General features: G+C 45.5%; 28 protein-coding genes and 2 pseudogenes. 10 read left to right on the top strand and 20 right to left on the bottom strand.

The window, feature by feature from the left end:
• Positions 1 to 147 precede the first annotated feature (147 nt).
• The 6 genes and pseudogenes from ON05_RS35780 to ON05_RS35755 form a co-directional block, all read right to left on the bottom strand.
• Positions 148 to 2,106: a Tn3 family transposase gene (locus ON05_RS35780; protein ID WP_262562664.1), complete on the bottom strand. Its 1,959-nt coding sequence runs from the start codon at positions 2,104 to 2,106 to the stop codon at positions 148 to 150.
• 170 nt (positions 2,107 to 2,276) lie between these two features.
• Positions 2,277 to 3,136 (bottom strand): annotated as a pseudogene (gene istB / locus ON05_RS35775) (IS21-like element helper ATPase IstB).
• 11 nt (positions 3,137 to 3,147) lie between these two features.
• A complete protein-coding gene (istA, locus tag ON05_RS35770) occupies positions 3,148 to 4,260 on the bottom strand; it encodes an IS21 family transposase (protein ID WP_262562663.1) in 1,113 nt (370 codons plus the stop codon).
• A complete protein-coding gene (locus ON05_RS35765) occupies positions 4,242 to 4,700 on the bottom strand; it encodes a hypothetical protein (RefSeq protein ID WP_262562662.1) in 459 nt (152 codons plus the stop codon). The genes istA and ON05_RS35765 overlap by 19 nt, the downstream gene beginning before the upstream one ends.
• Before the next feature lie 146 nt (positions 4,701 to 4,846).
• Complete coding sequence (locus ON05_RS35760) at positions 4,847 to 5,998, bottom strand: DUF4158 domain-containing protein (RefSeq protein ID WP_010482425.1); 1,152 nt, start codon at positions 5,996 to 5,998, stop codon at positions 4,847 to 4,849.
• A complete protein-coding gene (locus tag ON05_RS35755) occupies positions 5,998 to 6,468 on the bottom strand; it encodes a double zinc ribbon domain-containing protein (protein ID WP_039782493.1) in 471 nt (156 codons plus the stop codon). The genes ON05_RS35760 and ON05_RS35755 overlap by 1 nt, the downstream gene beginning before the upstream one ends.
• A 71-nt stretch (positions 6,469 to 6,539) precedes the next feature.
• Between ON05_RS35755 and ON05_RS35750 the strand changes: the two genes are divergently transcribed.
• From ON05_RS35750 to ON05_RS35730, 5 genes are all read left to right on the top strand, one after another.
• Entirely contained in the window at positions 6,540 to 7,430 is an 891-nt protein-coding gene (locus ON05_RS35750; protein WP_010482428.1) for a tyrosine-type recombinase/integrase, read from the top strand.
• A 319-nt stretch (positions 7,431 to 7,749) separates the two neighbouring features.
• Complete coding sequence (locus ON05_RS35745; protein WP_071826402.1) at positions 7,750 to 7,944, top strand: helix-turn-helix transcriptional regulator; 195 nt, start codon at positions 7,750 to 7,752, stop codon at positions 7,942 to 7,944.
• 117 nt (positions 7,945 to 8,061) lie between these two features.
• Positions 8,062 to 8,394, top strand: a complete 333-nt coding sequence (locus ON05_RS35740) for a hypothetical protein (protein WP_010480715.1) — start codon at positions 8,062 to 8,064, stop codon at positions 8,392 to 8,394.
• Between the two features lie 443 nt (positions 8,395 to 8,837).
• Positions 8,838 to 8,981, top strand: a complete 144-nt coding sequence (locus tag ON05_RS35735; RefSeq protein WP_039782002.1) for a chlorophyll A-B-binding protein — start codon at positions 8,838 to 8,840, stop codon at positions 8,979 to 8,981.
• 64 nt (positions 8,982 to 9,045) lie between these two features.
• Positions 9,046 to 9,198 carry a chlorophyll a/b-binding protein gene (locus ON05_RS35730; protein ID WP_010480711.1) on the top strand — a complete coding sequence of 51 codons (153 nt, stop codon included), beginning with the start codon at positions 9,046 to 9,048 and terminating at the stop codon, positions 9,196 to 9,198.
• Between the two features lie 711 nt (positions 9,199 to 9,909).
• Here the strand turns inward: ON05_RS35730 and ON05_RS35725 are convergent.
• A complete protein-coding gene (locus ON05_RS35725; RefSeq protein WP_010480710.1) occupies positions 9,910 to 10,953 on the bottom strand; it encodes a DUF6930 domain-containing protein in 1,044 nt (347 codons plus the stop codon).
• A 305-nt stretch (positions 10,954 to 11,258) separates the two neighbouring features.
• On the opposite strand from ON05_RS35725, the gene ON05_RS35720 reads away from it, so the two are divergent.
• Positions 11,259 to 11,783 carry a hypothetical protein gene (locus ON05_RS35720; RefSeq protein WP_010480709.1) on the top strand — a complete coding sequence of 175 codons (525 nt, stop codon included), beginning with the start codon at positions 11,259 to 11,261 and terminating at the stop codon, positions 11,781 to 11,783.
• 286 nt (positions 11,784 to 12,069) lie between these two features.
• Positions 12,070 to 12,714, top strand: coding sequence for a hypothetical protein (locus tag ON05_RS35715; protein WP_010480708.1), 645 nt, complete (start codon positions 12,070 to 12,072; stop codon positions 12,712 to 12,714).
• A gap of 645 nt (positions 12,715 to 13,359) precedes the next feature.
• Here the strand turns inward: ON05_RS35715 and ON05_RS35710 are convergent.
• From ON05_RS35710 to ON05_RS35690, 5 genes and pseudogenes are all read right to left on the bottom strand, one after another.
• On the bottom strand, positions 13,360 to 13,605 hold the full coding sequence (locus ON05_RS35710; protein WP_010480706.1) for a hypothetical protein: 246 nt from the start codon (positions 13,603 to 13,605) through the stop codon (positions 13,360 to 13,362).
• Positions 13,606 to 14,038: 433 nt separating this feature from the next.
• Positions 14,039 to 14,533 carry a hypothetical protein gene (locus tag ON05_RS35705; protein ID WP_010480705.1) on the bottom strand — a complete coding sequence of 165 codons (495 nt, stop codon included), beginning with the start codon at positions 14,531 to 14,533 and terminating at the stop codon, positions 14,039 to 14,041.
• A 339-nt stretch (positions 14,534 to 14,872) separates the two neighbouring features.
• Positions 14,873 to 15,367 carry a hypothetical protein gene (locus ON05_RS35700; RefSeq protein WP_010480703.1) on the bottom strand — a complete coding sequence of 165 codons (495 nt, stop codon included), beginning with the start codon at positions 15,365 to 15,367 and terminating at the stop codon, positions 14,873 to 14,875.
• A 536-nt stretch (positions 15,368 to 15,903) separates the two neighbouring features.
• Complete coding sequence (locus ON05_RS35695) at positions 15,904 to 16,296, bottom strand: DUF1830 domain-containing protein (protein ID WP_010480701.1); 393 nt, start codon at positions 16,294 to 16,296, stop codon at positions 15,904 to 15,906.
• A gap of 508 nt (positions 16,297 to 16,804) precedes the next feature.
• Positions 16,805 to 16,942, bottom strand: a pseudogene (locus tag ON05_RS35690) (HU family DNA-binding protein); the annotation flags it as partial.
• Positions 16,943 to 17,093: 151 nt separating this feature from the next.
• On the opposite strand from ON05_RS35690, the gene ON05_RS35685 reads away from it, so the two are divergent.
• On the top strand, positions 17,094 to 17,687 hold the full coding sequence (locus tag ON05_RS35685) for a hypothetical protein (protein WP_010480698.1): 594 nt from the start codon (positions 17,094 to 17,096) through the stop codon (positions 17,685 to 17,687).
• Positions 17,688 to 17,712: 25 nt separating this feature from the next.
• Here ON05_RS35685 and ON05_RS35680 read toward each other — a convergent pair whose 3' ends face one another.
• The 8 genes from ON05_RS35680 to ON05_RS35645 all read right to left on the bottom strand — a co-directional run bounded on the left by ON05_RS35680 (position 17,713) and on the right by ON05_RS35645 (position 21,219).
• A complete protein-coding gene (locus ON05_RS35680; RefSeq protein WP_010480696.1) occupies positions 17,713 to 18,054 on the bottom strand; it encodes a hypothetical protein in 342 nt (113 codons plus the stop codon).
• A 173-nt stretch (positions 18,055 to 18,227) separates the two neighbouring features.
• Positions 18,228 to 18,605 carry an AbrB family transcriptional regulator gene (locus ON05_RS35675; RefSeq protein ID WP_010480694.1) on the bottom strand — a complete coding sequence of 126 codons (378 nt, stop codon included), beginning with the start codon at positions 18,603 to 18,605 and terminating at the stop codon, positions 18,228 to 18,230.
• A 598-nt stretch (positions 18,606 to 19,203) separates the two neighbouring features.
• The gene (locus ON05_RS35670) at positions 19,204 to 19,617 is read right to left on the bottom strand and encodes a hypothetical protein (protein ID WP_010480688.1); all 414 of its coding nucleotides are present in this window, start codon (positions 19,615 to 19,617) and stop codon (positions 19,204 to 19,206) included.
• Positions 19,618 to 19,670: 53 nt separating this feature from the next.
• Positions 19,671 to 20,024 carry a hypothetical protein gene (locus ON05_RS35665; protein WP_010480684.1) on the bottom strand — a complete coding sequence of 118 codons (354 nt, stop codon included), beginning with the start codon at positions 20,022 to 20,024 and terminating at the stop codon, positions 19,671 to 19,673.
• Positions 20,025 to 20,068: 44 nt separating this feature from the next.
• Positions 20,069 to 20,332, bottom strand: coding sequence for a hypothetical protein (locus ON05_RS35660; RefSeq protein WP_262562661.1), 264 nt, complete (start codon positions 20,330 to 20,332; stop codon positions 20,069 to 20,071).
• The gene (locus ON05_RS35655) at positions 20,307 to 20,561 is read right to left on the bottom strand and encodes a hypothetical protein (RefSeq protein ID WP_010480683.1); all 255 of its coding nucleotides are present in this window, start codon (positions 20,559 to 20,561) and stop codon (positions 20,307 to 20,309) included. Before ON05_RS35655 ends, ON05_RS35660 begins: the two co-directional genes overlap by 26 nt.
• 68 nt (positions 20,562 to 20,629) lie before the next feature.
• Positions 20,630 to 21,076: a DUF29 domain-containing protein gene (locus ON05_RS35650; RefSeq protein ID WP_010480681.1), complete on the bottom strand. Its 447-nt coding sequence runs from the start codon at positions 21,074 to 21,076 to the stop codon at positions 20,630 to 20,632.
• A complete protein-coding gene (locus ON05_RS35645) occupies positions 21,073 to 21,219 on the bottom strand; it encodes a helix-turn-helix transcriptional regulator (RefSeq protein ID WP_236619170.1) in 147 nt (48 codons plus the stop codon). Before ON05_RS35645 ends, ON05_RS35650 begins: the two co-directional genes overlap by 4 nt.
• A 254-nt stretch (positions 21,220 to 21,473) precedes the next feature.
• Between ON05_RS35645 and ON05_RS35640 the strand changes: the two genes are divergently transcribed.
• Both ON05_RS35640 and ON05_RS35635 read left to right on the top strand, forming a co-directional pair.
• Positions 21,474 to 21,785: a hypothetical protein gene (locus ON05_RS35640; protein WP_010480678.1), complete on the top strand. Its 312-nt coding sequence runs from the start codon at positions 21,474 to 21,476 to the stop codon at positions 21,783 to 21,785.
• A 69-nt stretch (positions 21,786 to 21,854) separates the two neighbouring features.
• Positions 21,855 to 22,232 carry a DUF6876 family protein gene (locus tag ON05_RS35635; RefSeq protein WP_010480676.1) on the top strand — a complete coding sequence of 126 codons (378 nt, stop codon included), beginning with the start codon at positions 21,855 to 21,857 and terminating at the stop codon, positions 22,230 to 22,232.
• The last annotated feature ends 22 nt before the right edge of the window (positions 22,233 to 22,254 follow it).

Genomic DNA, 22,254 nt, shown 5'->3' with positions numbered 1-22,254 from the left:
CGATGGCCGAAGGCCGATCAGGGGTTTACGGGGCAATGGAACGATAAACAACGCTAAGGCTGTAACGCTTGTGGGGTATGGATTCTAGCCTCCAATTTTTACTGGCTTTTCAGGATTGAAATCGCTATAACCTTTACTGAGTATAGGCTAGAAGTTTTGAGAGTTTGCTTTTTTAATAGCATTCAGTGGCCGTAACCCTTTCAAGCTCTGCACTTTAGGGATATCAAAGCTGAATTTTCCATAGGGGTTGATGTGTCCACATCGTGCCGGTGAGAGATGTGCTTTATCCTCCTCAGTTATGACATAGCCCTGCCGTTCGATGTACTCTAGTGCGGCATTTAGATAGATCGTATTCCAGACCACCACAGCATTCGTCACTAAGGTCAAACAGCTCGCTTGATTTTCTAATCCTTCTTGATGCCGTTTTCGTAATTCACCTTGCTGAGCAATGACAAAATATCGGCGTAAAGTATGCACCGACTCACCTTTATTGAGCTGACGGTTAATCCGCCGTCGATAATCCTTGCTATTGAGATACTGCAGGATAAAAATAGTCTTCAATAGCCGCCCGTATTCATGAAATGCTCTCAAGAGATGATGGGGGTCTGGCAAGGATTGTAGCTTATTCATCAATAACGAAGAACTGACCCATCCATACTTGAGTGAGGCTGCTGTACGTAGCATCTCATCCCAGTCATCGATGATGAACTGTTGCTGACACCGGCCCTGAAAGAGTGGCTTGAGGAGCGGATCCGGAAACTTATTACTGAGGCGATACAATGTCTGGTCAGCCAGATCGCGAATCCGAGGTGAGAAGCGATACCCACACAGATCAAAAAAGGAAAATACGACCTCCGAATACCCCGTGGTGTCAGTAGTATGTTCCAAAATCGTCAACTCAGTTTCATTATCCTGAATTCCATCAAGTAGATAGGTCGCATCTCTTTTGGTGGAAGGAATCACCTTAATTCCATATTGGGAGAACTGATCTGAGAGCCAGGTATAAAACGTAACGCCTCGGCCATAACCAAAATATTTGGGCAACGGCACTGCTTTAGCATTTTTGACCGCCACTGGAAATCGCTGTCCATCAGAAGAGGATAGGGTTCCGCCTCCCCAAGCCTTAGTTAAGGGCAATTGATGATGATAGTTCACCAACATCGTATTGGCATTGCGTAAATTGGTTTCATCTAAGTACCAGTTGGTATGCCAAAGCAAGCTGTCATAGGACAGATCGGCCCCTCTAGCCATTGCCGCTGGCCCTAAATTACACGCCTGGGAAAGCAAAGAGGCATAGAGGTGCAGCTTGGTATTATCTGTGCGATTTGCATTCCCTCCGGTATGGATTAAAGCATCACTAAAGTGAGTCAATTCATCCACTTCTATCAACAGTTCTGTTAACTCAACCTGTGGCATACATTGTTCAACTAAGACTTTCAATTGCTGAAGACGTGGAGATTCTTCCTCCGCATCCAGGGGAGAAATGACAAGATGCTCCTCTTCTAGGCGGATATCTGGATTCTGTTGGAGAGTGTCAACAAATGTTGTCATCTCTGCTTCTAATTGCTCACTCAACTGGGCCAATCGTTCTGCTCCAGTTTCAGGTAGACCCGTGAATTGGCAAAACTCACTGCGCATCTCCTCCCATTTTTGCTTTGGGATCAAGTAGCTTTCTGGATTCGCGTAGCGGCGTGCCCCTTCAATCCAAAGAGCACCGGTGCTTAACGCATGACGGAGTTCCCAGAGCACACACAATTCATAGTAGCGGCGTTTTATCTGCCCCTGGTCGTCATAGATATATTCCTGCCAAGCCTCTGTAACAAACTCCATAGGCGCGTCTTCTGAAATCTGCCGTTGGCCGCCAGTATCTAATTCACGGATGTGATTGATGGCTTTGAGGAGCGGATCATCTTGGCGATGAGAGTGAAACTCAAAGGTGCTCAGAAATGCAGGTGCAAACTGACGAAAATAGCTGTAGCGATTGGCAAAGTAATCATAGGATTCATCTTTGGCAGGCCGAACTATTCGCTCACAATCTGCCAGGGCAGCCTGCAGCTGCTCTGGCGAGACACACTCAAAAATGTCAGATCGCACTGCATGCTGCATAATCACGACTTCTCCGGTTGAGTGGCACTAACTTCTCCACCCCCAACCAAAAAAATATTGGCCAACCATTTTCGACAGGTAGATATGGAATTATGGGTTGCAATTCATAGGCAAAAAATCAGCTCTGAATTCATACATATCACGAATGGAAGATCGTGATCTCATCCGGTCTATTCATGTATCTGTCCCTCCTTTTTTTCATCCTTCTTCTCCTTGTGCGTTTAAGGTTAGATCTTGGGATCGTTTCTCTCGTTGTTTTCTCCTCATGTGAACGGTCATTACTCAGTTCTCCTTCTGGCTTCAGGGTCAGTTTGCTGGTCAATTTCCGCATGGATTCTCCTCGGAGCAAGACCTTCATCGCATCATGGATAATCCGGTCGAGGATGGCATCGGCGAGGGTGGGATCTTGAATTGTGAGTGCCATTGCTCCAGGGGCATTTGCGTGGCGAATAAACAGGAGGCTTTACGGAAACGCTCGTCTAGGATATCGAGTACTTCTCGAGCTTCAAAGACAGACAGGGGATCTCTAAGCCATTCATCCAGCACCAATAGATCGTAGGCCGCTAATTGTTTTCGGAGTTTGGGATAAGACCCATCTCCTTTGGCCAGCTTCAACTCCAGCACCAGGTCAGCGGTTTTGATATAGCGCACGCTATGGCCTTGCTTGCACAGATGATTTGCAAGGACCGACGCCAAGAAAGACTTCCCTACACCGGTCGGCCCCAATAGAATCAATGACAGGTTTTCTTGGAGCCAATGGCCTTGAGCAAATTCAAGGAACTGGATTTTACGGAGTCCTCTGGGACATCGAAATCCACGGCATCTAAGGTGGCATGCACCGGCAGTCGCGCTTGCCTGAGTCGGCGTTGCATCCGTTGATTCTGACGCCGGATGTATTCGCGCTCTACCATCAAGGCCAGTCGTTCATCGAAGGACAGATCATGATAGGTGGGCATCGCCTGCTGTTCTCGCCAAGCTTCGAGTACGCCGGTGAGTTCATTTGTTGTAGCTGTTCAATCATTGCTTGCATCGTTGTCTCCCCTACGTCGCTTGATAATATTCGGACCCTCGGACATTGGCATGGTGAATAGGAATCACCTTATGGGTTTCATCCGGTAAGGGGTCGGATTCAAGTTTGTTTTGGAGCATGGACTTGAGATAGCGTTGGCCCACCATCCCCATAGCATTAGCCCGATTACAGGCGGCTTCCAACCTTTCAGCACCATGGGTTGTTCTCAGATGTTGCACCCCTTTTAAGGCTCGAAATGCTTGTTCGTCATGGGCTTTCTTCTCAAAGATCTCTATCACTTGCTGCTTCGTGGCCGGTCCAACCTTCTCGGCCCAAGCTAGGAAGGTCTCTCTCGATTGGGTTTTGTGAGCCAAATGTGCCGGGGGCATATGCCCCTCTTGCGTGGAATGCTGAAATGAAACGCTGGAACGTTCATGTACCGCAATGCGCTGATGGTCATGGAAAATCTGCACCAAAGATTCCGTAATCTTGACCGATACCGATTGACCCACATAGCCATAAGGGACACTGTAATAGTGGCGGTTCACCTCAATGTGATAATCAAAACTCACTTTCGCAGTTTTAAATTCGCCAAACTCAAACGCATGGCTGGGCAAGGACCTCAGTTCCGGTTGGTCCACTTGCTCAAATAATTCTCGACGGGATAGACCATAGGATTTCATGGTCCGATGGTTGAGTTTCTCGAGTCCCGCTGCTATCGCTTCATTCAGTTGCTTGAAACTGGTAAAGGTCTGATCTCTCAATGGCGCTAGGATATGACGCTCCACTTGCTGTACCGCATTCTCCACTTTGGGTTTATCCCGAGGGCATTTGGGGCGAGCGGGCAGAATAATCACGTTGTAGTGTTCCGCAAAGTCCTGATAACTCCGATTGATACCGGGCTCATAACGACACGGATCTGTGACTCCTGACTTGAGGTTGTCTGGAACGATAGCGACCGGCACCCCACCAAAGAAGGCCAAGGCCCGTTGATGAGATCCGAGCCAGTTCTTGATGGTTTGGCTTTCGGTCGCCTCTGCATAGGTGTAGTTACTCGCTCCACAGCAGGCTACAAATACTTGAGCTTGAGTCACCTCACCGGTTTTGGGATGGACCACCGGCACCGTCATACCGCAGTAGTCCACAAAAATCTTTCCGCTCCCTTGTGAATCTGGCGCATGGATAGCGAGTGCTGCTTTTTCCACTGACGGTATCGACGGCAAAAGCCACTATAGCTACAGTTCCAGTCTCCTCTCTCTTTACCCTCCATCCACAGTAGGCCCAGGGTGACCCCTTTGCGTTGCATCTCTCGATGCACATATTCGAAGTCAATCGCTGGCTTCTTACGGGAGGACTGACGCTGACCTTTTCCCAGCAAATGCTGGATATCACTATCACTCAGTTGGCTTAACTGGTCATAACTGAGAGATTGACCCTGGGCACGGCGCAGATAGTCCCGGACACTGGTACGGGAGATGAAGCAGCTACGAGCGATCTCCGATTTATTGTGGCCGAGTTCATGTAAACGGATAATTTCGCGAAATTTACTCATCGACAGGGTTGCTCCTTGACGTTTATAGGCCATTGCCAATCTCCATTCCTCTGGCTAATGCACAGAAGTTTAGAGGTTGGCCTGGCTAGGGATAATGACCTGTCGAAATGATGGTTAAGGGGGTGGAGAAGTTAACTGCCACTTATCCGGCGAAGTTGTTGCCACAGGGGTGGAGAAGTTTATTGCCACTTGACTGGCGAAGATAACTTCCATAGGGGTGGAGAAGTTACTGCCATTCGACCGGAGAAGTCAACCTCCACAGGGGTGGAGAAGTTGGTGAGAATATGCACTGCAGGATCTTCTACCGCTGGATCTAAGATGACTCCACCTAACTGCTGCAGGAGCATGACCTTTTCATTGATCGCGACCGCTTCTTTTTGGCGAAAGTCTCGCAGTTCTCGTCGAGCTTTGGAATGAGCATCTGATAAACAACGAATAAATAGATCGATGGCCTCATCCGTAGTCTCGATTAGCAGTTGCTGCAAAAAAGCGATCAGTAACGGATACCGCCGTTCTACGGGGATTCGCTTGAATGACTTGATGCTAGTCTTTTTAGCTAATCGAGCCAGGAATTTAAGTCGATTCGGATTAAACTCTGTGACATCCCATTGATGAACGTTGTGGCTGCGCAGAAAGTTGATCTTCTCAATGACTCTCAAAATTTCAGCGGCTGAATTACTGGTGGCCGGCCACCGCAATCGACTTAATCGGATCGCCTTACCGTCTCCCTCGGGCTTGAGCAGATCGTTGAGAAATTTTCGCCCTGAGGCCTTAACCAATGGCTTCATCATCTGGTAGGTCACTTTCATGGCTTGGTTGCGGGCTGTACTTACCATCCGCTCAATCGTAGTTATCCTGGGACGCACCAACTTTTGTGCCAATAGTTTTTCCGCTGCTTGTTGGAATAGCAGCAAAGGTTCGTCATGTTCCAATGCCCGCTCTAACATCCATTTCCCCAGTGCCTTTAAGTCCTTAGATTTGGGAGTTCGAAAACCCAAGTAATGCTGCACTTGCTGTAAATGGGCAGTGCGGGTTTGCGCCCGCTTGCCATACCGCTGCAGATGCTCGACGGTAATGTTAATCTGCTGGGCCACAAACTCTAAAACCTGAGTGGGTGTCTGTTGCAAATCATCAGGACAAAAGCCTAAAAATCGCAGCGTACACAACTGGATCGCGAAGCCCAATTGGTTATGGGGCTGCCGTTGCCGTTTAACCTGCTGGATATCTTCTGGTGTCAAAGTGAAATATTTGTTGAGATCGATCTCAAGGATGTCTGCAGGAATCTGACTAAGGTGAGTGCGCTCCGACTCATTGAGAAAATTGACCGGCATTAGGTTGAACTGACCGCTTTGCTCTGATAAGCCTTACCGCAATAGGGACAAAAGCGGAATTGCAAGGACAAGATCGGTTGCTGACACTGAGCACACTGGTTGATGAGGCGAGTCCCACAGGCAAAACAAAAATGACTCCGTAAATCTGTCCATATCGGATCTGGCGTCTGTCCTGGTCGCCAACATTGAGGACAGAATTTGACTGAAGAGACTGGGGTTATAGGTTTACCTTGGCTGAGGGCATCCAGATACTCTGCTGGAATGCTCAAAGCAAACGCCAAGCCGTTTCTCGCCCGTTGATTGAGGCGTTGAGTTTGTCCCTTTTCAATTTTGCCAATGGTTTGGCGATGTACCCCTGCAGCTGTAGCGAGTTGGGCCTGAGTCCAATTCTGCTGTTGACGAAGACGACAGACATAATCCTTTAAGGATTCTTGGGGGTGAGGAGGACAAGCAGACCAATCTGACGACATCAAACCAATGTAGTGAAACAACAAGGCAGTAGTACACTATTATCTACTTCTAGAGTAAATAAATATACTCCATGTCCAGTAAGGTCTTAGCTACAGTAGCGACTGAATTTCTCAACCGTCCAGGCTACGCTGCTAGCACTCTCAAGTCCTATGAGTTGACCCTTCTTCCTTTGCTGCAGCAGTATGGCAGCCTACCACTGGAATTACTGACACGGGAAGTACTTGAAGACTACCTCAACAGTCTCCAGCAGTTGTCCTACACTACCCATCGGCGTCACCAGGCGATTCTTCAATCCTTGCTGAACTTTGCTTTGGAACGAGGGCATATCAAATCGAATCCCATTGCTCATCTCAAGCAACGTAAACCTGATGTACAACAAGGAGAGTCTGGGACAGACGAGTTAGTCCGATATCTCACCCCTCAGCAATTGCAACGGCTGTATCAAAGGGTTAAACCAGATAGACGCATGCACGCACTGGTCCGTTTGCTTCATCGCACGGGGGCCAGGATTGCTGAACTACTGGCTTTGGATCTCGCCAATGTTGATCTCCAAGACTGTAAGTTTCAAGTGGTGGGTAAGGGCAATAAACGCCGGTGGTGTTTCTACAGCGATGATGCCGCACAAGTATTAGCGGAATACATTCAATATTATCGACACCCCAGTTCTCCAGCCTTATTTACAGCACAACAGCCCAAATCAGGATTGATAACCCGTGTGAGCTATACAACCATCTATAAAAGCTGGAAAAAATTGACTGAGCAGGATCCGGTCTTGGAGGGGCTACGGCTCCATGATCTACGGCATACCTTTGCCACGGAGCGAGTGGGTTTAATGGGAATCGAGGAGTTGAGGGCCTTGATGGGACATCAACATTTACAGACGACTTTGCGCTATCAAAAGGTGACTTCAAGCAGAGCTGAAAAAGTCGCTAAACAGGCTCTACAAAAGTTGATTAATTGATAGGTCAACTCAGAAGATAAAGGATTCAAAATAGACACACTCTTCTTCTAATTGGTTTACCCCGGAGTAGTCAGTCAGCAGACTATAAACTAAATACTCACAACACCAACAAGATATTCCTGTAAATGCCTACCCGTAAGTATTTCAGGGATTACTATAATGCAAATTCAAAATCTCAGTTTCTTCAACGCCATACTCAGTAAAGGTTGTAGCGGTTTTTAGCATGAAGAATTAGGAAAAATCTGAGGCTAGAAGCCATGCCCCACAAGCGTTACAGCCTTAGCGTTGTTTATCGTTCCATTGCCCCGTAAACCCCACTATCAAAGACTTCTTAGACGAAAGGGGTATAACTCCCTATCGGTTTGGTAAAGACGTAGGTCTAGCACAGGCAACTGCGTACAACCTGTACAACGATCCTGAGCATCTACCATCTATCAAAAATTTGAAGCGTATTTGTGAGTACTACAAGGTACAAACAAATCTGATTGTGCATGTCACTTTTTCGGATCAATAAGCCCCGCTCAGCCTGCCTAACCTAACGGTGTTGTCTACCCCGGTAATTTTGGTATAGGGCATTTCTGCCCTATCTATTAAGTACACATGCCATTTTTGACCTAGGAGCTTTCCAGCAATGCAACCCGAAACTCTAAAAGAGACCTTACAGCAGGCGCAAAGAATAGTTGAGCGCTTCGGCTCGGATCCTGATTTCCGTTCACCAGATATACAACTAGACGAGGTTAAAAGCCTTATGGATGGCCTACTTGCCAGTCTTGCGCCGTATATCTCAGGGCTGGAAGGAACGGCCCAAAACTTATACAAGGGGTTACTAGAATGGCGCGACGATGGCCAGAGGTATGACCGGGTTTATAACTTGCGGTCATATCTCTATAAACTTTCTAAAACTCTGCTGGAGCATGGCCTAAAAGGACAGCCTCAGGCTCCGCTTGATGGGGTGCCTTTTTAAGGAGAGAAAATCAGCGCTAGATTTACATCTCAATCCTGGTTTTGCCAGTCAGACAACACGAGGGCAGAAGTGGTCTACAACAGTGAAAACCCAATGCTGGAGATGCTACTAAAGAAGCTCTGCAATCCTTCTGATGAAATACCATTGAATGATTTTGAAGCTCTAAAACCTCAAGTTCTGCAAGGACTTTATGTTACCTAGGTAAGGGTGTTGGAGCTTCGTGCTTAGGGCTTGGTATTGGAAATGCGATCGCAATCTCGCATCAATCCCCGAACTCGTGTCTAATATTAGTAATCTCAGAAAAGTGTTTGAGTATACATAAATCTGGTAAAAGTCAAGGAATTGTAACTCTACTCAAAGATTTCATTGACTTTCTGTAATAATCTTGTTACATTCATCCACATAAGACCACAACACACATGATTTTTACGGAGTCTACAGTCATGAATACATCTAACAATTTTTTTGGCTTTAATCCCTTTGCTGAAGCTTGGAGTGGCCGCCTAGCGATGGTGGGCTTCTATCTAGCTATCGTTATTGAATTAGTAACTGGAAAAGGTGTTCTCCATTTCTGGGGATTGATGTAAGCCTGCCAACTGGCTTTCTGCTGCTCACATCCACGAACCAAGTATTAAGGGAGATTTGATTGTTATGAATTCTCAGCCTTCTTTCACTGGATTTAGCGCTTTTTCCGAAACTTGGAATGGGCGACTCGCCATGATTGGGTTTACCTTAGCCTTAATTACTGAAGCTCTTACTGGCAAAGGCATTATTGGTCAACTTCTGACCTGGTTGGCTTTCTAAAGACCTCTGGTATGGCCCTTGCCTAAGGGTAGTCTTACTTACAAAAGCAAATTTGCACAATGAATATTGCTTTTCCAAAAACTCATGTTCACTGTGCAACACATTGATTCTAAACGTCTCCACCTCTTAGAACAAATAAATCCTCTAGAAACTCCAACGAATGGTTGGAGTTTTTTATTAGGTTTATATCAGTAGGAGGATAAACGAATTCTGTGGTTGGTAGTTCATTAAGTAGCTCTACCCGCGAGAAATACTGGCAATTTTTCTAAGGTAATTGCCAGTATGGGCCATTTAATATTATTGGAACGGTTTTGGTCGCTAAGGTGTTCAGATTCCTGAACGGTGATCAAGAGTAGACTGTCCCTCAACTGACCAATCTGGGACACTAGAATCCTATATCTATTGCTCTATATAGCTTTCAGAAACTTTTCTAAAACTGCCCAAGCATCGAAAGTGGGACAGTGCTGTTGTTATGAATTTTCAGAGTTTTGATTCTATTAGGTATTCCATAAGCATTTATATTTATATCTATAACCTATACTGAACAAGGATTTCAACCTTAGCGACCAAAACCGTTCCATTGATATGAAATGGCCAGAGTGATGTTCTGAGCGATTTGCTGCGAGATAAAAGATCTCCCTGCACCCGACGAGCCTACCGGAAAGACCTGAATTATTATCATCGATGTTACGTAACTTCGGTCCAGGGAAATTAATCGAGGTGCCCACTTAGTAATTCATTCAAATCAGGAAATCGTAGTTTGGTTTGCGTTTTTCCGCCAGTGAGTTTTACACTAATAGTCTCATCTGAGGGAATCCAGTCAAAGGACTCCACAGGAGTATGTTTACGGAGGTATTTCAAGATACCAGCTAAAGCAGCCTCCATCCAGAACAGATCTGCTTTGGAAGGATTTCGAATTTCCATTGATGGGGTGCTGCGTCCGAAAATCGGGTAGCCTAGCTCGTCAACAACTGACCAATCATTTGCTTCCATAGCATCAAGATCTTCAAACCCCATGGCTCTTGCTTCCTCGAAAAAGAGTACTAGCGTGCTAGATTTCTTGGTTAGTTGCTGATTTGACAGACTTGAGTCATAAATTGCAAGTAAATCATCCAAGCTATCATAGACCGCCAAACCAAAAATTTCTCCGCCACTACCCATAACGACAGCATAGCGAGGCTCTTTATCTGGAGTGACGCAAATTGCTATTGGATTCATATCATTTAACCAGTACCAGGGAGTGGCAGCGTAAAAATCAGCAGCCAGCTCATAAAGATGTCCCAAGAAAGGTTTGGTTATAGAAGGGATCGTTAATAACCCCGGAATAGGTTCGCGCCGATTGATCTGTTTCTCCATTGAGTAAAGTAACTCTTTGAGAATGGGAAGAGAATGGCGGAATTCACAGCGAACACCTAAGTCTGAGAGTAAGGGTGTCAGTGCATCGACAAGATCAGAATTGTCAAGGAACAGAACTTTTGGACGGCGGGCTCTACCGGATCCCAACATCGGACGGCAAATGCCATGGAGAACTTCTGCAAATATCTCGTTGGTGGACGGTTCTTGTTCAAAGGTATTGGTACGCAATACCTTTGAACTCTCATCGGCTAAACAGAACAAAAAAGGACGATAGGGAGCGATATCGTCAGGCACAATCCAAAAGGGAGCACGACCACACGTTCCTGACCAGGTTTCATGGGTTTGACGTAAGGTTTGAGCTTTCTGAAGGCGTTGATTCTTTCTTTTCTCGTCAGACATGATTCAAATACTGGGATTAAATTTTCGTTCGCTCCAGAGATTTAGCATTACGAAACATATTTTTTAGAATTGAGCATGACTCAAAATAGAGTTACACTCACATTCAATTGTCAAACATTAAATGTTTGTTGAATAAGCAGATGTAGACTTTAACCTTGGTTCAAAGTGTTACCCTATCTGGTCATAGAACTGAATCATTGTCCACAATGCTCTGTTTCTCTTCATACATTGATTTCCTGGTAGATGAATCAGACCTTGCAGTCTTCGATAAATAGGTTTAGGTTCTGGGCACACATTAACATTCTATGAAAACACGAACCATTCAAAAATATCTCAGGAACTGCTCAAAAGATGAACTCATAGGGATGTTTATAGAACTGGCTAAGGATAATGCTGCCGCTGAACGTTTCTTAAACTCAAAAGTTGGTATCACAACTTCCGACCGCGACTTTGATGATTACAAAGCGTATGTTCGCTCTGAATTTTTCCCTGTTGGGGATCATGGAGACGGCAACCCATCAATCGCATATCAGATGGTTCAGAAAGTCGAAGCAGAAGCGACAAGTACTGATCAGGTGATTAATTTTATCTACTTTTGTGTCGAGACAGGTGTGGAGTTTACATTGGCTTACGGAGATATCGATGAGAAATTCTATATGGCATTTGAGGATTTGTTTGAACGGGCGGCCAAGCTAGTATCTAAAAATAGATTGCAAGATAACTACTTGGCTCAAGCAAAAAGTATTGTTCAAAGTACCTCTGAAATGGGTTGGGGCTTCCATGATGAGCTTTCCCGAATCTTCAAAAAGTACTTTAAATCTACGAAGTAAAGTTGAGTAGCCGAGGTAATCAACCTGGTGGTACGGTTCAAATGGGGTAACACTTTTCACAAGGTCAAAATCTTTAGAATACTTGCTAATTAAGCTTTTCAGAACTTTGTATTAAAGTGAAAGTGTTACCCCATTTGAACCGATATTGAACAGGACCCATTTTTAGCTGATTGGCTTCTGTATATAGTCGTAAAAAAACAAGAAAAATTGCGACGTAATTGCTAAAGTGAAGTGATTTGGAGTGCTTCTGTATCGAGCTGTCGTAAAAGAATCCAAAAAATACAACATGCTTTCTTCTATCATTGCCCAGCTAGAGGGGTTGATGGCCCAGATTAAAGCCTCTGGCCCGGTTGCTGATCCCGGTGCTCACCTGGATATTTCGACTCATTCAAAGACAGGCTATGAGTATGCTCGCCTGCGGAACGGCAGTGTTCTGAGCGCCTGTGGTCGAGTCGGCAGTGAAAAATACCTTGAAGTCCTCAGCTCGATTCAGCGGCGAGACAAGATATCCCATCTAATGCAGGCAATCTCATCGCTGAAACAAGCTGATGAGATTCCAGTAGTGGTTCCAGAGGCCAGGGAAGCTGGTGTGGTGGCGTTGACTGCTGAGGCGATTGCATCGACCACTCTAGAGAGCGCACCTGCATCTAAATCCAACTCTAAGTCAGCTTCAAGTGCTCGAAAGAACAAGGGAAAAGGTCATAAACAGCTCTACACCCATGTCAAAACCAAGCAAGGCTCAATCGTTCATGCGGTTTTAGGCAAAGACAAAATTGGCGAGTGGCGCACTCCTGCGCTGTGTGGTGCAACGCCACCCCAGCGAGATAGCTTTGGTTGGGAATATCCGACTAAGGACGATGGCGTGACTTGTACCAAGTGCTACCGCAAGCTGCCCGTTAACGCTAAGCAACATATCCCTAGCTTTGAGTAAACCTATAAATACTGGAGTGGTGAATTTCCGGTTGCCCAAATTTATCCTTTGCAATGGGTAGCTCTTTCCACTGACACCCGTATGCAGGAACTTAAAAATGTAGTTGAATATCTTGTACAAAGAGAGCTTTGCTCGGCGCACATGCCAAAAACCCCACAACCGTGATCAATGGAATCTGATGAAATCATCATCCGCTATTATTGCCCGCCGATGCCTGTCATGGTGGATCCTGGGATGAGTCACTCATCTTATGAGCCTGATATATTGCTCGGCTGGATTTGCCAGGGTGAGCATAGATGGCCAGTACTCCAGAAATTCCCTGATGCTGAGATAGTGGCTAAGAGTAAACCCGATACCATTCCCAAAACTCGAACCAAGCTCAAAAGAATCCAATAGTGCAACATCCCTAAGTTAAAGGCAGGGAGCAGAGCAAAAGCCCGGTTTTGCGAAGGCGACATTGCCGATCTAAAGTACGCTACACTTTTGCTTGTTTCGGGGGGCCTACTTCCGCATCATCTCAAGCCCATCATCGACCCAACACCAGCCCCGAAACCTGCCCAGTGGCGAGCGTCTTTTCTTCTCTGAGCATCTTCACCGACAGGCCAGCATTGCCATTCTTAAACTGTTCGGAGACTTCCCGCCAGCCTAGCTCACGGTAGAATCTTGCAGAGTTGACCCTAGCGTTTGACCAAACTGGTTTTGTTTGATTGAACTCTTGCGATGCAATTGTTCTTTGAGCCAATCAATCTCAGTTTGCTGCGCCTTCAATTGCTTCTCTTGGTGCTCTATCCGTTCTAAAAGCACTACGAGCAAACGTTTGACGCTTTCGGGTGTATTGGCCCAATCTACATCACTAATGCCTTTTGGGGTCAGATAGGCTTCCTTTTCCATATTTTTAGCCTATCAATTCGCTTTACGGATTGGAATCATATTCCACCTCACCATGGTCACTTACAGAAAGATACAAATAATCTATGAAGAAAGATGGGCAAATTGCCCTAGAGATCTAAGTCAGCTTAAAGGTTTATGTATTACTCTTAACGGCCTCTATCTGGCCCCTTCCTATAGACTTGAGATAACCAGCCTGGGGGAAATTATGGCTAAAAGATGTAGTCACTGTAAAAGCACTGCCCTAAAACGGTCTAGACATAAAAACTGTGCTGAAAAGCTGCTGTTGGTTATCAGAATCAGACCGTACCGTTGTCGTGATTGCGGTAAGAGAAGCTTGCTCTTGTTCTAGCTGGGAACAGCTCAACCTCCCTATCACAGCGCCCATGGCGATAACCCCCTGAATTCTGTCATGGTTGCGAATATCACTCGAAGTCTATTCTTCGAGAGAAGAAGCAACTGAAAGAAAATAGCTATCCTTTTGAGGCTGCAAATCAAAACTAGTAATAAAACGCTTGCAATCTGAGAAATAACGGTCTTTTCTCTCAATTAACTCTTGAATTAGACTTTGCAAATCCGCTTTATCGTTTTGGTCCATTTCAGCGGTTAGTTGAGGTAACATGCTGTCCATTGCTTCTTGGCGATTCTTTTTGGGTATCAAGGCGATGTTCCAAGCTAGTACAGCAAGACCTAGTAAGCCTTCCACTTCTGTGAAATCATGGGCTGTTTCTTTGTAGGGTTCAACAAACGCCTGCAAAATCTCTGACATTTTGGCAACGCCCTGCGGGTTCATGACCATGTTCTCAGAATAATCTTTGCCAACTGTTTTGTTGACCTTTTGTCGCAGTCGCTTGTAGGATTTGTCGGCTGCTTTTCCATAATCCTGCTCTTGATGGATTAATTCACTAAAACCTTTTGATTTTCTAGCCATAAGGGTTTTCACGAATAGTTTATGAGATAGGAATTAAGTTGCATTGGAAAATTACTGTCGCCGGAGATGAAGGCTGGCAATCAGGAAGAAGCCACCTATCAGGAGTAGCAACACAAAACGATGACCGCACATAGCTGATGCTCTGCATGAATCTATTGACTCTATTCTCACTGCTAGAGGGTGTTAAAGCTTAAAAGCTCAAAATAGAGACACCATAAGGATAGGCAGATTGCCAAAGAGATGCAAATCAACGGATCGGTACGATTTCCACCTCCTTATCACAGCACCCATAGTAATAGACCCATCCAATTCACAATGATTGAGAAGAGAATATAAAGTCTATTTTTCGAGAGAAGAAGCAACTGAAAGGAAATAGCTATCCCCTTGAGACTGTAAGTCAAAATTAGCAATATAGCGCTGACAGTCTGAAAAATAACAGTCTTTACGCTCTATCAACTCATGGATTAAGGTTTGCAAATCCGCTCGACTTTTTCGGTCCATCCCAGAGGCGACTGCTGACAACATGCTTTCTATTGCTTCTTGGCGGTCCTCCTTCGGTGATAAAGCGATATTCCAGGCAACAACAGCAAGACTCAACAAGCATTCCACTTCCTCCAAACCATAAGCTGTTCCTTTGTAGGGATCAATAAATTCATTTAAAATATCGGACATTCTGGCAACGCCCTTCGGATTAATGGCTACGTCTTTAATAAGGTCTTTACCAGTTGTTTCCTTAACCTTTTTATGCAACCGCTTGAAGGATTGAGCGGTTGTTTGCTCTAAATCTTGTTTTTGATGGAGTAATTCACCAAAACCTTTAGATTTTCTAGCCATAAGGGTTCCTCTGATGAGTCTTCTTGAGATTAAGCAAGCAGATACAAACTAAATTGATAAGAACTGGCGATAAACAATGAAATCCCTCCCGACTCAGGGTTGGGGAGGGAGAAGAACGCATGTTTCTGTATATATCCACAGAATAGACAAATTGCTTTGGTACAGGCAAATCAACTCACAGGAACAATCTCCACCTCCCCGTCAAACCGCCAGTACTGCATGATTTGCTACCCTGGCTGACCAGAACGGGGAATTAAGCCAGAGATATGATTGCCCCCGCGCACATTCGCCAACAGTATCAACCCTGCAATTGAGCCTAATAAAATAAACAACTCAATATTTTCAGAATCCCTTGAGAATCTGTATTACCTAACTTTCTTCTTGCTTTTTCCTGTAACGTTCTCGTTGGGCTTGGTTTAGTCGATTGGTCTTATTTCAAACCTGTTTCTGGTATGTTAAACCTCAACCGCAAGCCGCTTCAATTCAGCATGATCACTTTCCTGCTGAGCGTTCCAAACATCATGATCGGCCTGCATTTAATTCATCTCGCCATTGAGCAACGCCGAAGAACACGAGTTGCGCTGCATACTATCTACTGGTAGGTCTGACGAAATTATCTCTACCCATAGACTAGAGGTGGGGGTAACCCAGTTATAGCCGAGGTCTTCTTGTAGACTGGCACACAGGATCTTTGCGCTGAGTATTGCTGTGGCGTTCGAGTAGGTATAAACCTCTAGTTCTGCGTGGGGTAGTGCTTCAAACCGGAGTTGCTGTCTCGGCAAAAGGGTACGTTCTAAGAACTGGTGAGGAAGAGTGACAACCCTTACAACCTGCATTGCTTGGGTTTTGTTAATGTAGTAGCAGGAAACGTTGTTGTTTGCTGCTACTACGCTACGCTGTCTCTCCGTCCTGCGAATTAGCGTCTCCATACTGCTTTCTCCTTCTCCCGTGAGTGATTGCTATTTTTGGCATCAGCATCCATCCCCACCGTTTAGAGTAAGCCTATCCAAGAAAGATGTGGACCCTGTGAGGAAAATTGACATTCTGCTCAGTTTGCCCAATATCAGAACATTTCCGATCCAATCCCCTGATTTCTCCAGTCTGGAGCTGTCGCCATTGCCCTGAGTCGCCATGCAACTTCCCCGTGCCAGGTCGGGGGAATGAGGAGCGCAGCAGATCACTTCTCCCTTCTGGTCACATGCCTCATAATGCCGGGTCTTTGGTTCCTGGTCTTCTGCAAGGATGACTTCAGCGATGGGTAATCCTGGCCGTAAAACTTGGTGGTGCAGTTTGAGGATATGATCTGCGGTCTTCCTGGTGAAGGTGATCATGGTGGGTAGGGGTTACGATCGCAAATCTTTTGCCCAGTGATACTAACTCACCGATTTCACACCTAAAAATTACCGCACATTTCAGAATCTGCCGAGAATCTGAAACTTAAGCCATGACAGACAATCTACTAAAACCAGACAAGCCGTGACCTTCTCCTTGAAGTCTAAAGGCTGGAACTCGGGTTGCGGGAATTTGAAGCTTCTCTCCTGTATGAGGATTATGGCCTTCCCTGGCTTTGCGGTCTGCTAGCAACTCCTCCCAAGCTTTTCCAGGTAATAAGCTTGTCCGTTGATATTCCTTTGTTTTAATTGCTTACAAACGTATTCCCAAGAACAAAAGCATCCAATGGGGATCACAATAATAGAGGGGATGAATCACCCCTTAATAAACTCCCATGAAAACTATCGCCGAACGCTATAACAGCCTTGCCGGGGCCTACATCAAACTCTCTGACGAATTTCATCAGCTCGACGTGGCCCACATGAATCTTAAGCAAAAGCTGCTGCCCGCCATTAAAGCCATCAAAACCTATCAATCCTTAACCCATCAGCTTCAGCAAGACAACGCCCACCTTGAACAAACCATTCAGGCCCTCACAGATCAACAGCAACGCCTAAAGGAAGAACAGCGCACCCTAGAAGCAAAGGAAGTCGAACAGTCAATAACCATCAACACGCTCACCGAGGAGAAAACCAACCTCCAGGCTACCCTAGAAGCGTTTCAAACCAAGTACAAGGCCTTGGCCAATTTCGAAGTCCTGCTACAGTCTGAACCTCAAGCCGTTCTAGCAGAGGCCGAACAGCAGATGGCACTCGTAGAAGAAACCCTACAAGAAATAGCCCTCAACAGCGATCCTGACCTAAGCGAAGACGAGCAGCAACTCATAGAGGCTTATCAGGATGAGGACGAAAGCCTGTTTATTGCAATGGAAATCTCAAAGGATAGCAACAGTCTAAAGGTTCCAAACATCTTACCCTTTGTTGCATAGGCTGCAAACTATCCAAGACTGACACTCAGCAGATGGTCTTTTTACCAGGTACTATAACCTTGTCAAAGGCGTGTCGAGCAGCTTTGAGTTTATTCGCGTCATACTGACTTAACCGTTGCCCCAGACTATAGCGGGAGCGTTTAGTCAGCGCGTAGACACTGCCATCTGTGTTTGTTTTATACCCCTGAATGGAAGAGGTCACAATCCGCTGACCATCGGTATAGCTGGGGTGATTACTAATCACCCCAGAGATGACAATCCGATTGCCCATCTCTAATTCAATCCAATCGTCTAACTGAGGAATTTGATTGCCTTGCTGAGGCTGAGAATGTTTCGGTTGATAAAAAAGACCTGTGACATCTTCCATCGTTTAGTCATAACCCCTGGAACCACATATTTAACCTAGCTAGAGAAATAGCAGATTGTCCTACGTGAGGTTACGGGTATTTGCCTCAACTATGGGCTAGGTGCAAGGAAAGTGGTTACACCTCCCCTAGTATGCACTTTACAGAGGAGGTGTTGTAGTCGGAGTGGAACAAGTTAGGCAACTTTGTTCAAATGAATGTGCTTCCGGCCCAGAGAGATTTCGAATTCATCCCCAGGCTCGACACCCAGTTCTTGGGTATAGGCCCTCCCCACCAGTAGGTTGCCATTGGATTGAACACTGATCCGATAGCTAGCTTTGCGTCCTCCTTGGCCACTGCCATTAGAGGGATGATTGTCTAAGTTAATGCCCTCTGCATCCAAAAGCGCATTTAGAAACGCCATGAGCTTAATCCGTTCTGAGCCATCCTTCTCAATAGCAACATAACCACAGGCCCTTGCTTTTTCTTCGCGAGTTAAATCACTCAGTTGTTTTACTTTTTCAATCAAATCATTACCTGTTATCGGTTTAGGCTGTTTTTTATTCCTAGCCATAAGTCAATAAATTCCTCGTAAAATATCACCTGAATATATAAATACTGGCATATTACTATTACTTGATGCTAATAGTAAAAACAGAGATATGACAAATATTTAGGTGGATACTGGAGTTTTATCTAAGAATCTAAGACTTAAATCAAGAAATATTGACTATTAACAAATAATTTCTAAACCTTTGTTAATTGTCTAGTTTCAGTCCTGGTGCGTCTATTTGCACCGTTAGGGTTATCTTGACGATAAAAATCAAATTCAACAGATGGACCTGGATTTTTTCCCTGAATAGAAAGCTTAAACCACTGCTTCGAACTTCGATGCTGGGCAAATTTGGTATGGGACATCCCACAGCGAGCGATTTTCGCTGGCTTGTCTTTGAGAGGGGTGCCTTTGATTTGTTCACTTTTGCTGGTCATCGCCCTGAGTCAGTCCTAGTCTGGCATTGCAAGTTGCCCATCAGTACATCAAGGGCCAACTCTATATCGCTTTTACCTAGTATGTTCTCGATGGTGTTGTCATTGATCTCATCTGCGATCTCAGATTGGATTGCGATCCTGTTCCTTAACAAGGCTAAGATAATCCCTGCTACAAACCCCACTCACAGACTGCTAGGCTGAACTGCTCGAATGCTTATCTCTCGGATCCAGACTTTGCAGAACTCTCCATAACCCCGTCCAGGTGTCATAAGGTATACAAAGCCTTCATCAAGCTGGGCGATAAACCCCTGTCGCCATCGATCCCAGTCGGTTTGGTTGGGATAGTCAATCTCTTTACTGAAATTGGTCCAACTCTCTTTCTGAAACAGTGAAGCACATAAAGAGGTCCCTCTCTCTTGAACTTGAATGAGATGTTCATCAATTAATTCTTGAATGAATGAAGGATGACCACTGGGGGGTTTACAGTCATTAATGTAGGGTAACTCGTAATCAAAGTGTATTTCTTCCACAGAATGCTTTTTGGCTAATCTTAAGAGCTCAAGCTGATGATAATTCAGGGTTGGAATATGAGTCATGTTAGATCTCAGTTGTCCATTCCAAGTCTATTGAATCGAGGTTAAGCTTAGCTCTATCTCATGCTAGAGCCTGAATTAGTACCTATTTTTCTCCAAGCTACCAGTTGATTACTCCAGGAGTTCTCTTCGTCGTAGGTGGCAATATACCCCCGTCTTAGATCAATGATTTCCAGATGATCAATCACCAGAGCAAGCCATTCGTTATCCGTGTCATCTCCAACACCGATAAATTCCAGGTTCAGTCTGTGGGGATAAAAATAGAGAAAAATATTATATTTAGTCAGATGCTTGCAGGCAATGGGAATCTCAACCGTTTGTCCTGGGAAAAAATCTCTGTCAATAATGCTTATCTCAATGACATCACCAACCTTGAGTTGTTGCGATAGAGACTCTAGAGCTTCATCCATACAAAATACCTCGATAAGTGAGGTGCTGCCATTTTTCTCTGATCCTAAATGTTGTAAGTCACACGAGACAGACATTGGGCTCTACTGAACTTTGCTTTAGCCACAATCTCACCGCTAGAGAATTTTTGGAGCACAGGTGTTTTACATCTGCCCTGACAAATCCAACCCAGAAGAAAATCTGGCTCATATCGTGGGTGATGCTTTCCCGGATCAACCATCACAGGTATTGGTTCGCTGTAATAGCGGATGATGATTTCTTCAGGGTCCATCAGCAAGCTTGTCTTACGCGCTACCACCATCAAGGGCATCTACCCGTCTTTTGAGGGTTTGCAGATCTTCTCGAACGGTCTGGATGTCGCTTCCTTGATTGATGGAATATCCCACTAGATCGGATGTAATTTTCCTAAGCTCAGCAATATCATGACTATTTCTTAGTTGTGATTCCTGAATCTCCTTTTGTACAGCAAGCATTTGGCCGATTGTAGTTTCAACCCAGGTGCGGAAATCGGGGGTGTTGTCAAAATTAGCGGCTGTCATTGTTTATCTCTCTGCAACAGAACCTTTATAGCCTTTCGCAATAGTTCAATCTAGTGCATCCTCACAATCTAGTCATCACTGTTGATTAACTCCCATGCTTTAGCCCTGATACCATCAGGACATTGCTTAGGAAACGTGGAAATATCGAGCCTGGTTTCGTTGGCTGCATCTCGACGCGCCCGCTTGTAACATAGATCGAATGATTCCTCCAAGTGAGGACGCAAGGAGGGGCGATCTTCAAATTCATCTTTGATTTGGTTGGCGGCATCGACGATAGTGATATCCCAGCTACTAGTATGCTTAGAGGGCTGATAGCTGATCTTCAGTAAGTGCAAAAGCATCCGTTTGAGCTGGCTTTTTACCTTGTCTCGATGGCGGTTACCCACATCTTCAATTTCCTCAATCAAGTTTTCCAGGTCGAGTAAGTCAAACCGACCATCACGCAACAGTTGAGCCTGCTGATCGGCCCACTCCACGACATCACGGTCATATAGGGTGCGCATATTGGTGGTCATGGCTTATCTTCTTTCTCCCGAATCAATAGATCTCCAGGACTGCAATCTAAGAATTCACATATTTTATCTAGGGTTTCATGAGTCAGACGAGGCATAACCTGCGACTTCCTTAGACGATACACAGAGTTTTCATGAACCCCCATAAATTGAGCTAGATCGCGGCTAGTTTTTCTCTGGATAGATAAAAGCTCATGAAGCTTCCATTTAATCACTGCTTGGTGCATAGTTTTCAACATTCAGATCCTAGCACTCACATTTTAACACCAAAAATTCTACGTTAAAGTATTGATTATCATAGTCTAAATGTGTATAATGGGCACATAAGCAAGGACACCGCTCCAGACCCTGAGAAAGTTGCAGCGGTGCCCTAGTTAAAACCCAACAAAGGAATTTAACTATGTCTAATTTACTCGAAACGCCCACCACCGTTAACGAGCTGGAGAAGTGGATCGACGCCCAAGTCACTGATCCACTCCATCCCGAAATGGTGATGGTGGAACTTCAGATTGAACAATTCCCCGGTGTCCGTGAGGGTGGCGATTTGTTTGAAGTCTTCGCACCCGTCATCTGCAAGCCTGGACTGCTAAGACCTCGCCTAGAGGCTTGGGTCAAAGCCACCTACGGAAATGACCACTGGCTAGCAAACTGGCGCACCGTTCCCTCCACTCGCCAGCTTAAAGCCGAGAACGATTACAAGGACGAAATTTAGAAATGTCCTGGGGCACCCCTGCCCCTCCCACTTTACCCATACCCACTCGCTACACAGGGAAGAAATATCATGATCACCGCTTCAGAGCTTCACGCTGAACTCGCGCATTGCTATGGCAGCGAATCTCACTATCAGCACTGGCTGGGCATCCGATACTCCGAAGGTGTCAAAACACTGACAGAGAAAGGGGAGTGTCCCTGGCTTCTAGATGAGATCGCAAGTTACCAACAGGCCCGAATCATCAAATGCAATCCCAACCTCCAAGAATTCCAGCTCTGGATGTTGACCGTTAACCCCGACCAGAGCGCTGTCTTGAACTGCTACGAAGACAGCCCCAGTACTTGCAGCCCCGTGATTACTCAAGAGATTCCCTTCACGGATTTCCCGCTGCTAGAAATGAAGCTGTATGTGGAATACGGCGTAGTGCTACTGCCTTCCGAACATTAATCTCCTGGCCTGGGCGGTGGCC

The organism is Acaryochloris sp. CCMEE 5410 (genome assembly GCF_000238775.2).
GTDB lineage: Bacteria > Cyanobacteriota > Cyanobacteriia > Thermosynechococcales > Thermosynechococcaceae > Acaryochloris.
This window is presented reverse-complemented; position numbering and strand designations above follow the sequence as displayed.

What these genes read in the sequence shown, in the direction of transcription:
- ON05_RS35780 (WP_262562664.1), bottom strand. Translation starts at nt 2,106, where the DNA reads ATGCAGCATGCAGTGCGATCTGACATTTTTGAGTGTGTCTCGCCAGAG.
- ON05_RS35765 (WP_262562662.1), bottom strand. Translation starts at nt 4,700, where the DNA reads ATGGCCTATAAACGTCAAGGAGCAACCCTGTCGATGAGTAAATTTCGC.
- ON05_RS35760 (WP_010482425.1), bottom strand. Translation starts at nt 5,998, where the DNA reads ATGCCGGTCAATTTTCTCAATGAGTCGGAGCGCACTCACCTTAGTCAG.
- ON05_RS35755 (WP_039782493.1), bottom strand. Translation starts at nt 6,468, where the DNA reads ATGTCGTCAGATTGGTCTGCTTGTCCTCCTCACCCCCAAGAATCCTTA.
- ON05_RS35750 (WP_010482428.1), top strand. Translation starts at nt 6,540, where the DNA reads ATGTCCAGTAAGGTCTTAGCTACAGTAGCGACTGAATTTCTCAACCGT.
- ON05_RS35740 (WP_010480715.1), top strand. Translation starts at nt 8,062, where the DNA reads ATGCAACCCGAAACTCTAAAAGAGACCTTACAGCAGGCGCAAAGAATA.
- ON05_RS35735 (WP_039782002.1), top strand. Translation starts at nt 8,838, where the DNA reads ATGAATACATCTAACAATTTTTTTGGCTTTAATCCCTTTGCTGAAGCT.
- ON05_RS35730 (WP_010480711.1), top strand. Translation starts at nt 9,046, where the DNA reads ATGAATTCTCAGCCTTCTTTCACTGGATTTAGCGCTTTTTCCGAAACT.
- ON05_RS35725 (WP_010480710.1), bottom strand. Translation starts at nt 10,953, where the DNA reads ATGTCTGACGAGAAAAGAAAGAATCAACGCCTTCAGAAAGCTCAAACC.
- ON05_RS35720 (WP_010480709.1), top strand. Translation starts at nt 11,259, where the DNA reads ATGAAAACACGAACCATTCAAAAATATCTCAGGAACTGCTCAAAAGAT.
- ON05_RS35715 (WP_010480708.1), top strand. Translation starts at nt 12,070, where the DNA reads ATGCTTTCTTCTATCATTGCCCAGCTAGAGGGGTTGATGGCCCAGATT.
- ON05_RS35710 (WP_010480706.1), bottom strand. Translation starts at nt 13,605, where the DNA reads ATGGAAAAGGAAGCCTATCTGACCCCAAAAGGCATTAGTGATGTAGAT.
- ON05_RS35705 (WP_010480705.1), bottom strand. Translation starts at nt 14,533, where the DNA reads ATGGCTAGAAAATCAAAAGGTTTTAGTGAATTAATCCATCAAGAGCAG.
- ON05_RS35700 (WP_010480703.1), bottom strand. Translation starts at nt 15,367, where the DNA reads ATGGCTAGAAAATCTAAAGGTTTTGGTGAATTACTCCATCAAAAACAA.
- ON05_RS35695 (WP_010480701.1), bottom strand. Translation starts at nt 16,296, where the DNA reads ATGGAGACGCTAATTCGCAGGACGGAGAGACAGCGTAGCGTAGTAGCA.
- ON05_RS35685 (WP_010480698.1), top strand. Translation starts at nt 17,094, where the DNA reads ATGAAAACTATCGCCGAACGCTATAACAGCCTTGCCGGGGCCTACATC.
- ON05_RS35680 (WP_010480696.1), bottom strand. Translation starts at nt 18,054, where the DNA reads ATGGAAGATGTCACAGGTCTTTTTTATCAACCGAAACATTCTCAGCCT.
- ON05_RS35675 (WP_010480694.1), bottom strand. Translation starts at nt 18,605, where the DNA reads ATGGCTAGGAATAAAAAACAGCCTAAACCGATAACAGGTAATGATTTG.
- ON05_RS35670 (WP_010480688.1), bottom strand. Translation starts at nt 19,617, where the DNA reads ATGACTCATATTCCAACCCTGAATTATCATCAGCTTGAGCTCTTAAGA.
- ON05_RS35665 (WP_010480684.1), bottom strand. Translation starts at nt 20,024, where the DNA reads ATGGATGAAGCTCTAGAGTCTCTATCGCAACAACTCAAGGTTGGTGAT.
- ON05_RS35660 (WP_262562661.1), bottom strand. Translation starts at nt 20,332, where the DNA reads ATGCCCTTGATGGTGGTAGCGCGTAAGACAAGCTTGCTGATGGACCCT.
- ON05_RS35655 (WP_010480683.1), bottom strand. Translation starts at nt 20,561, where the DNA reads ATGACAGCCGCTAATTTTGACAACACCCCCGATTTCCGCACCTGGGTT.
- ON05_RS35650 (WP_010480681.1), bottom strand. Translation starts at nt 21,076, where the DNA reads ATGACCACCAATATGCGCACCCTATATGACCGTGATGTCGTGGAGTGG.
- ON05_RS35645 (WP_236619170.1), bottom strand. Translation starts at nt 21,219, where the DNA reads ATGGGGGTTCATGAAAACTCTGTGTATCGTCTAAGGAAGTCGCAGGTT.
- ON05_RS35640 (WP_010480678.1), top strand. Translation starts at nt 21,474, where the DNA reads ATGTCTAATTTACTCGAAACGCCCACCACCGTTAACGAGCTGGAGAAG.
- ON05_RS35635 (WP_010480676.1), top strand. Translation starts at nt 21,855, where the DNA reads ATGATCACCGCTTCAGAGCTTCACGCTGAACTCGCGCATTGCTATGGC.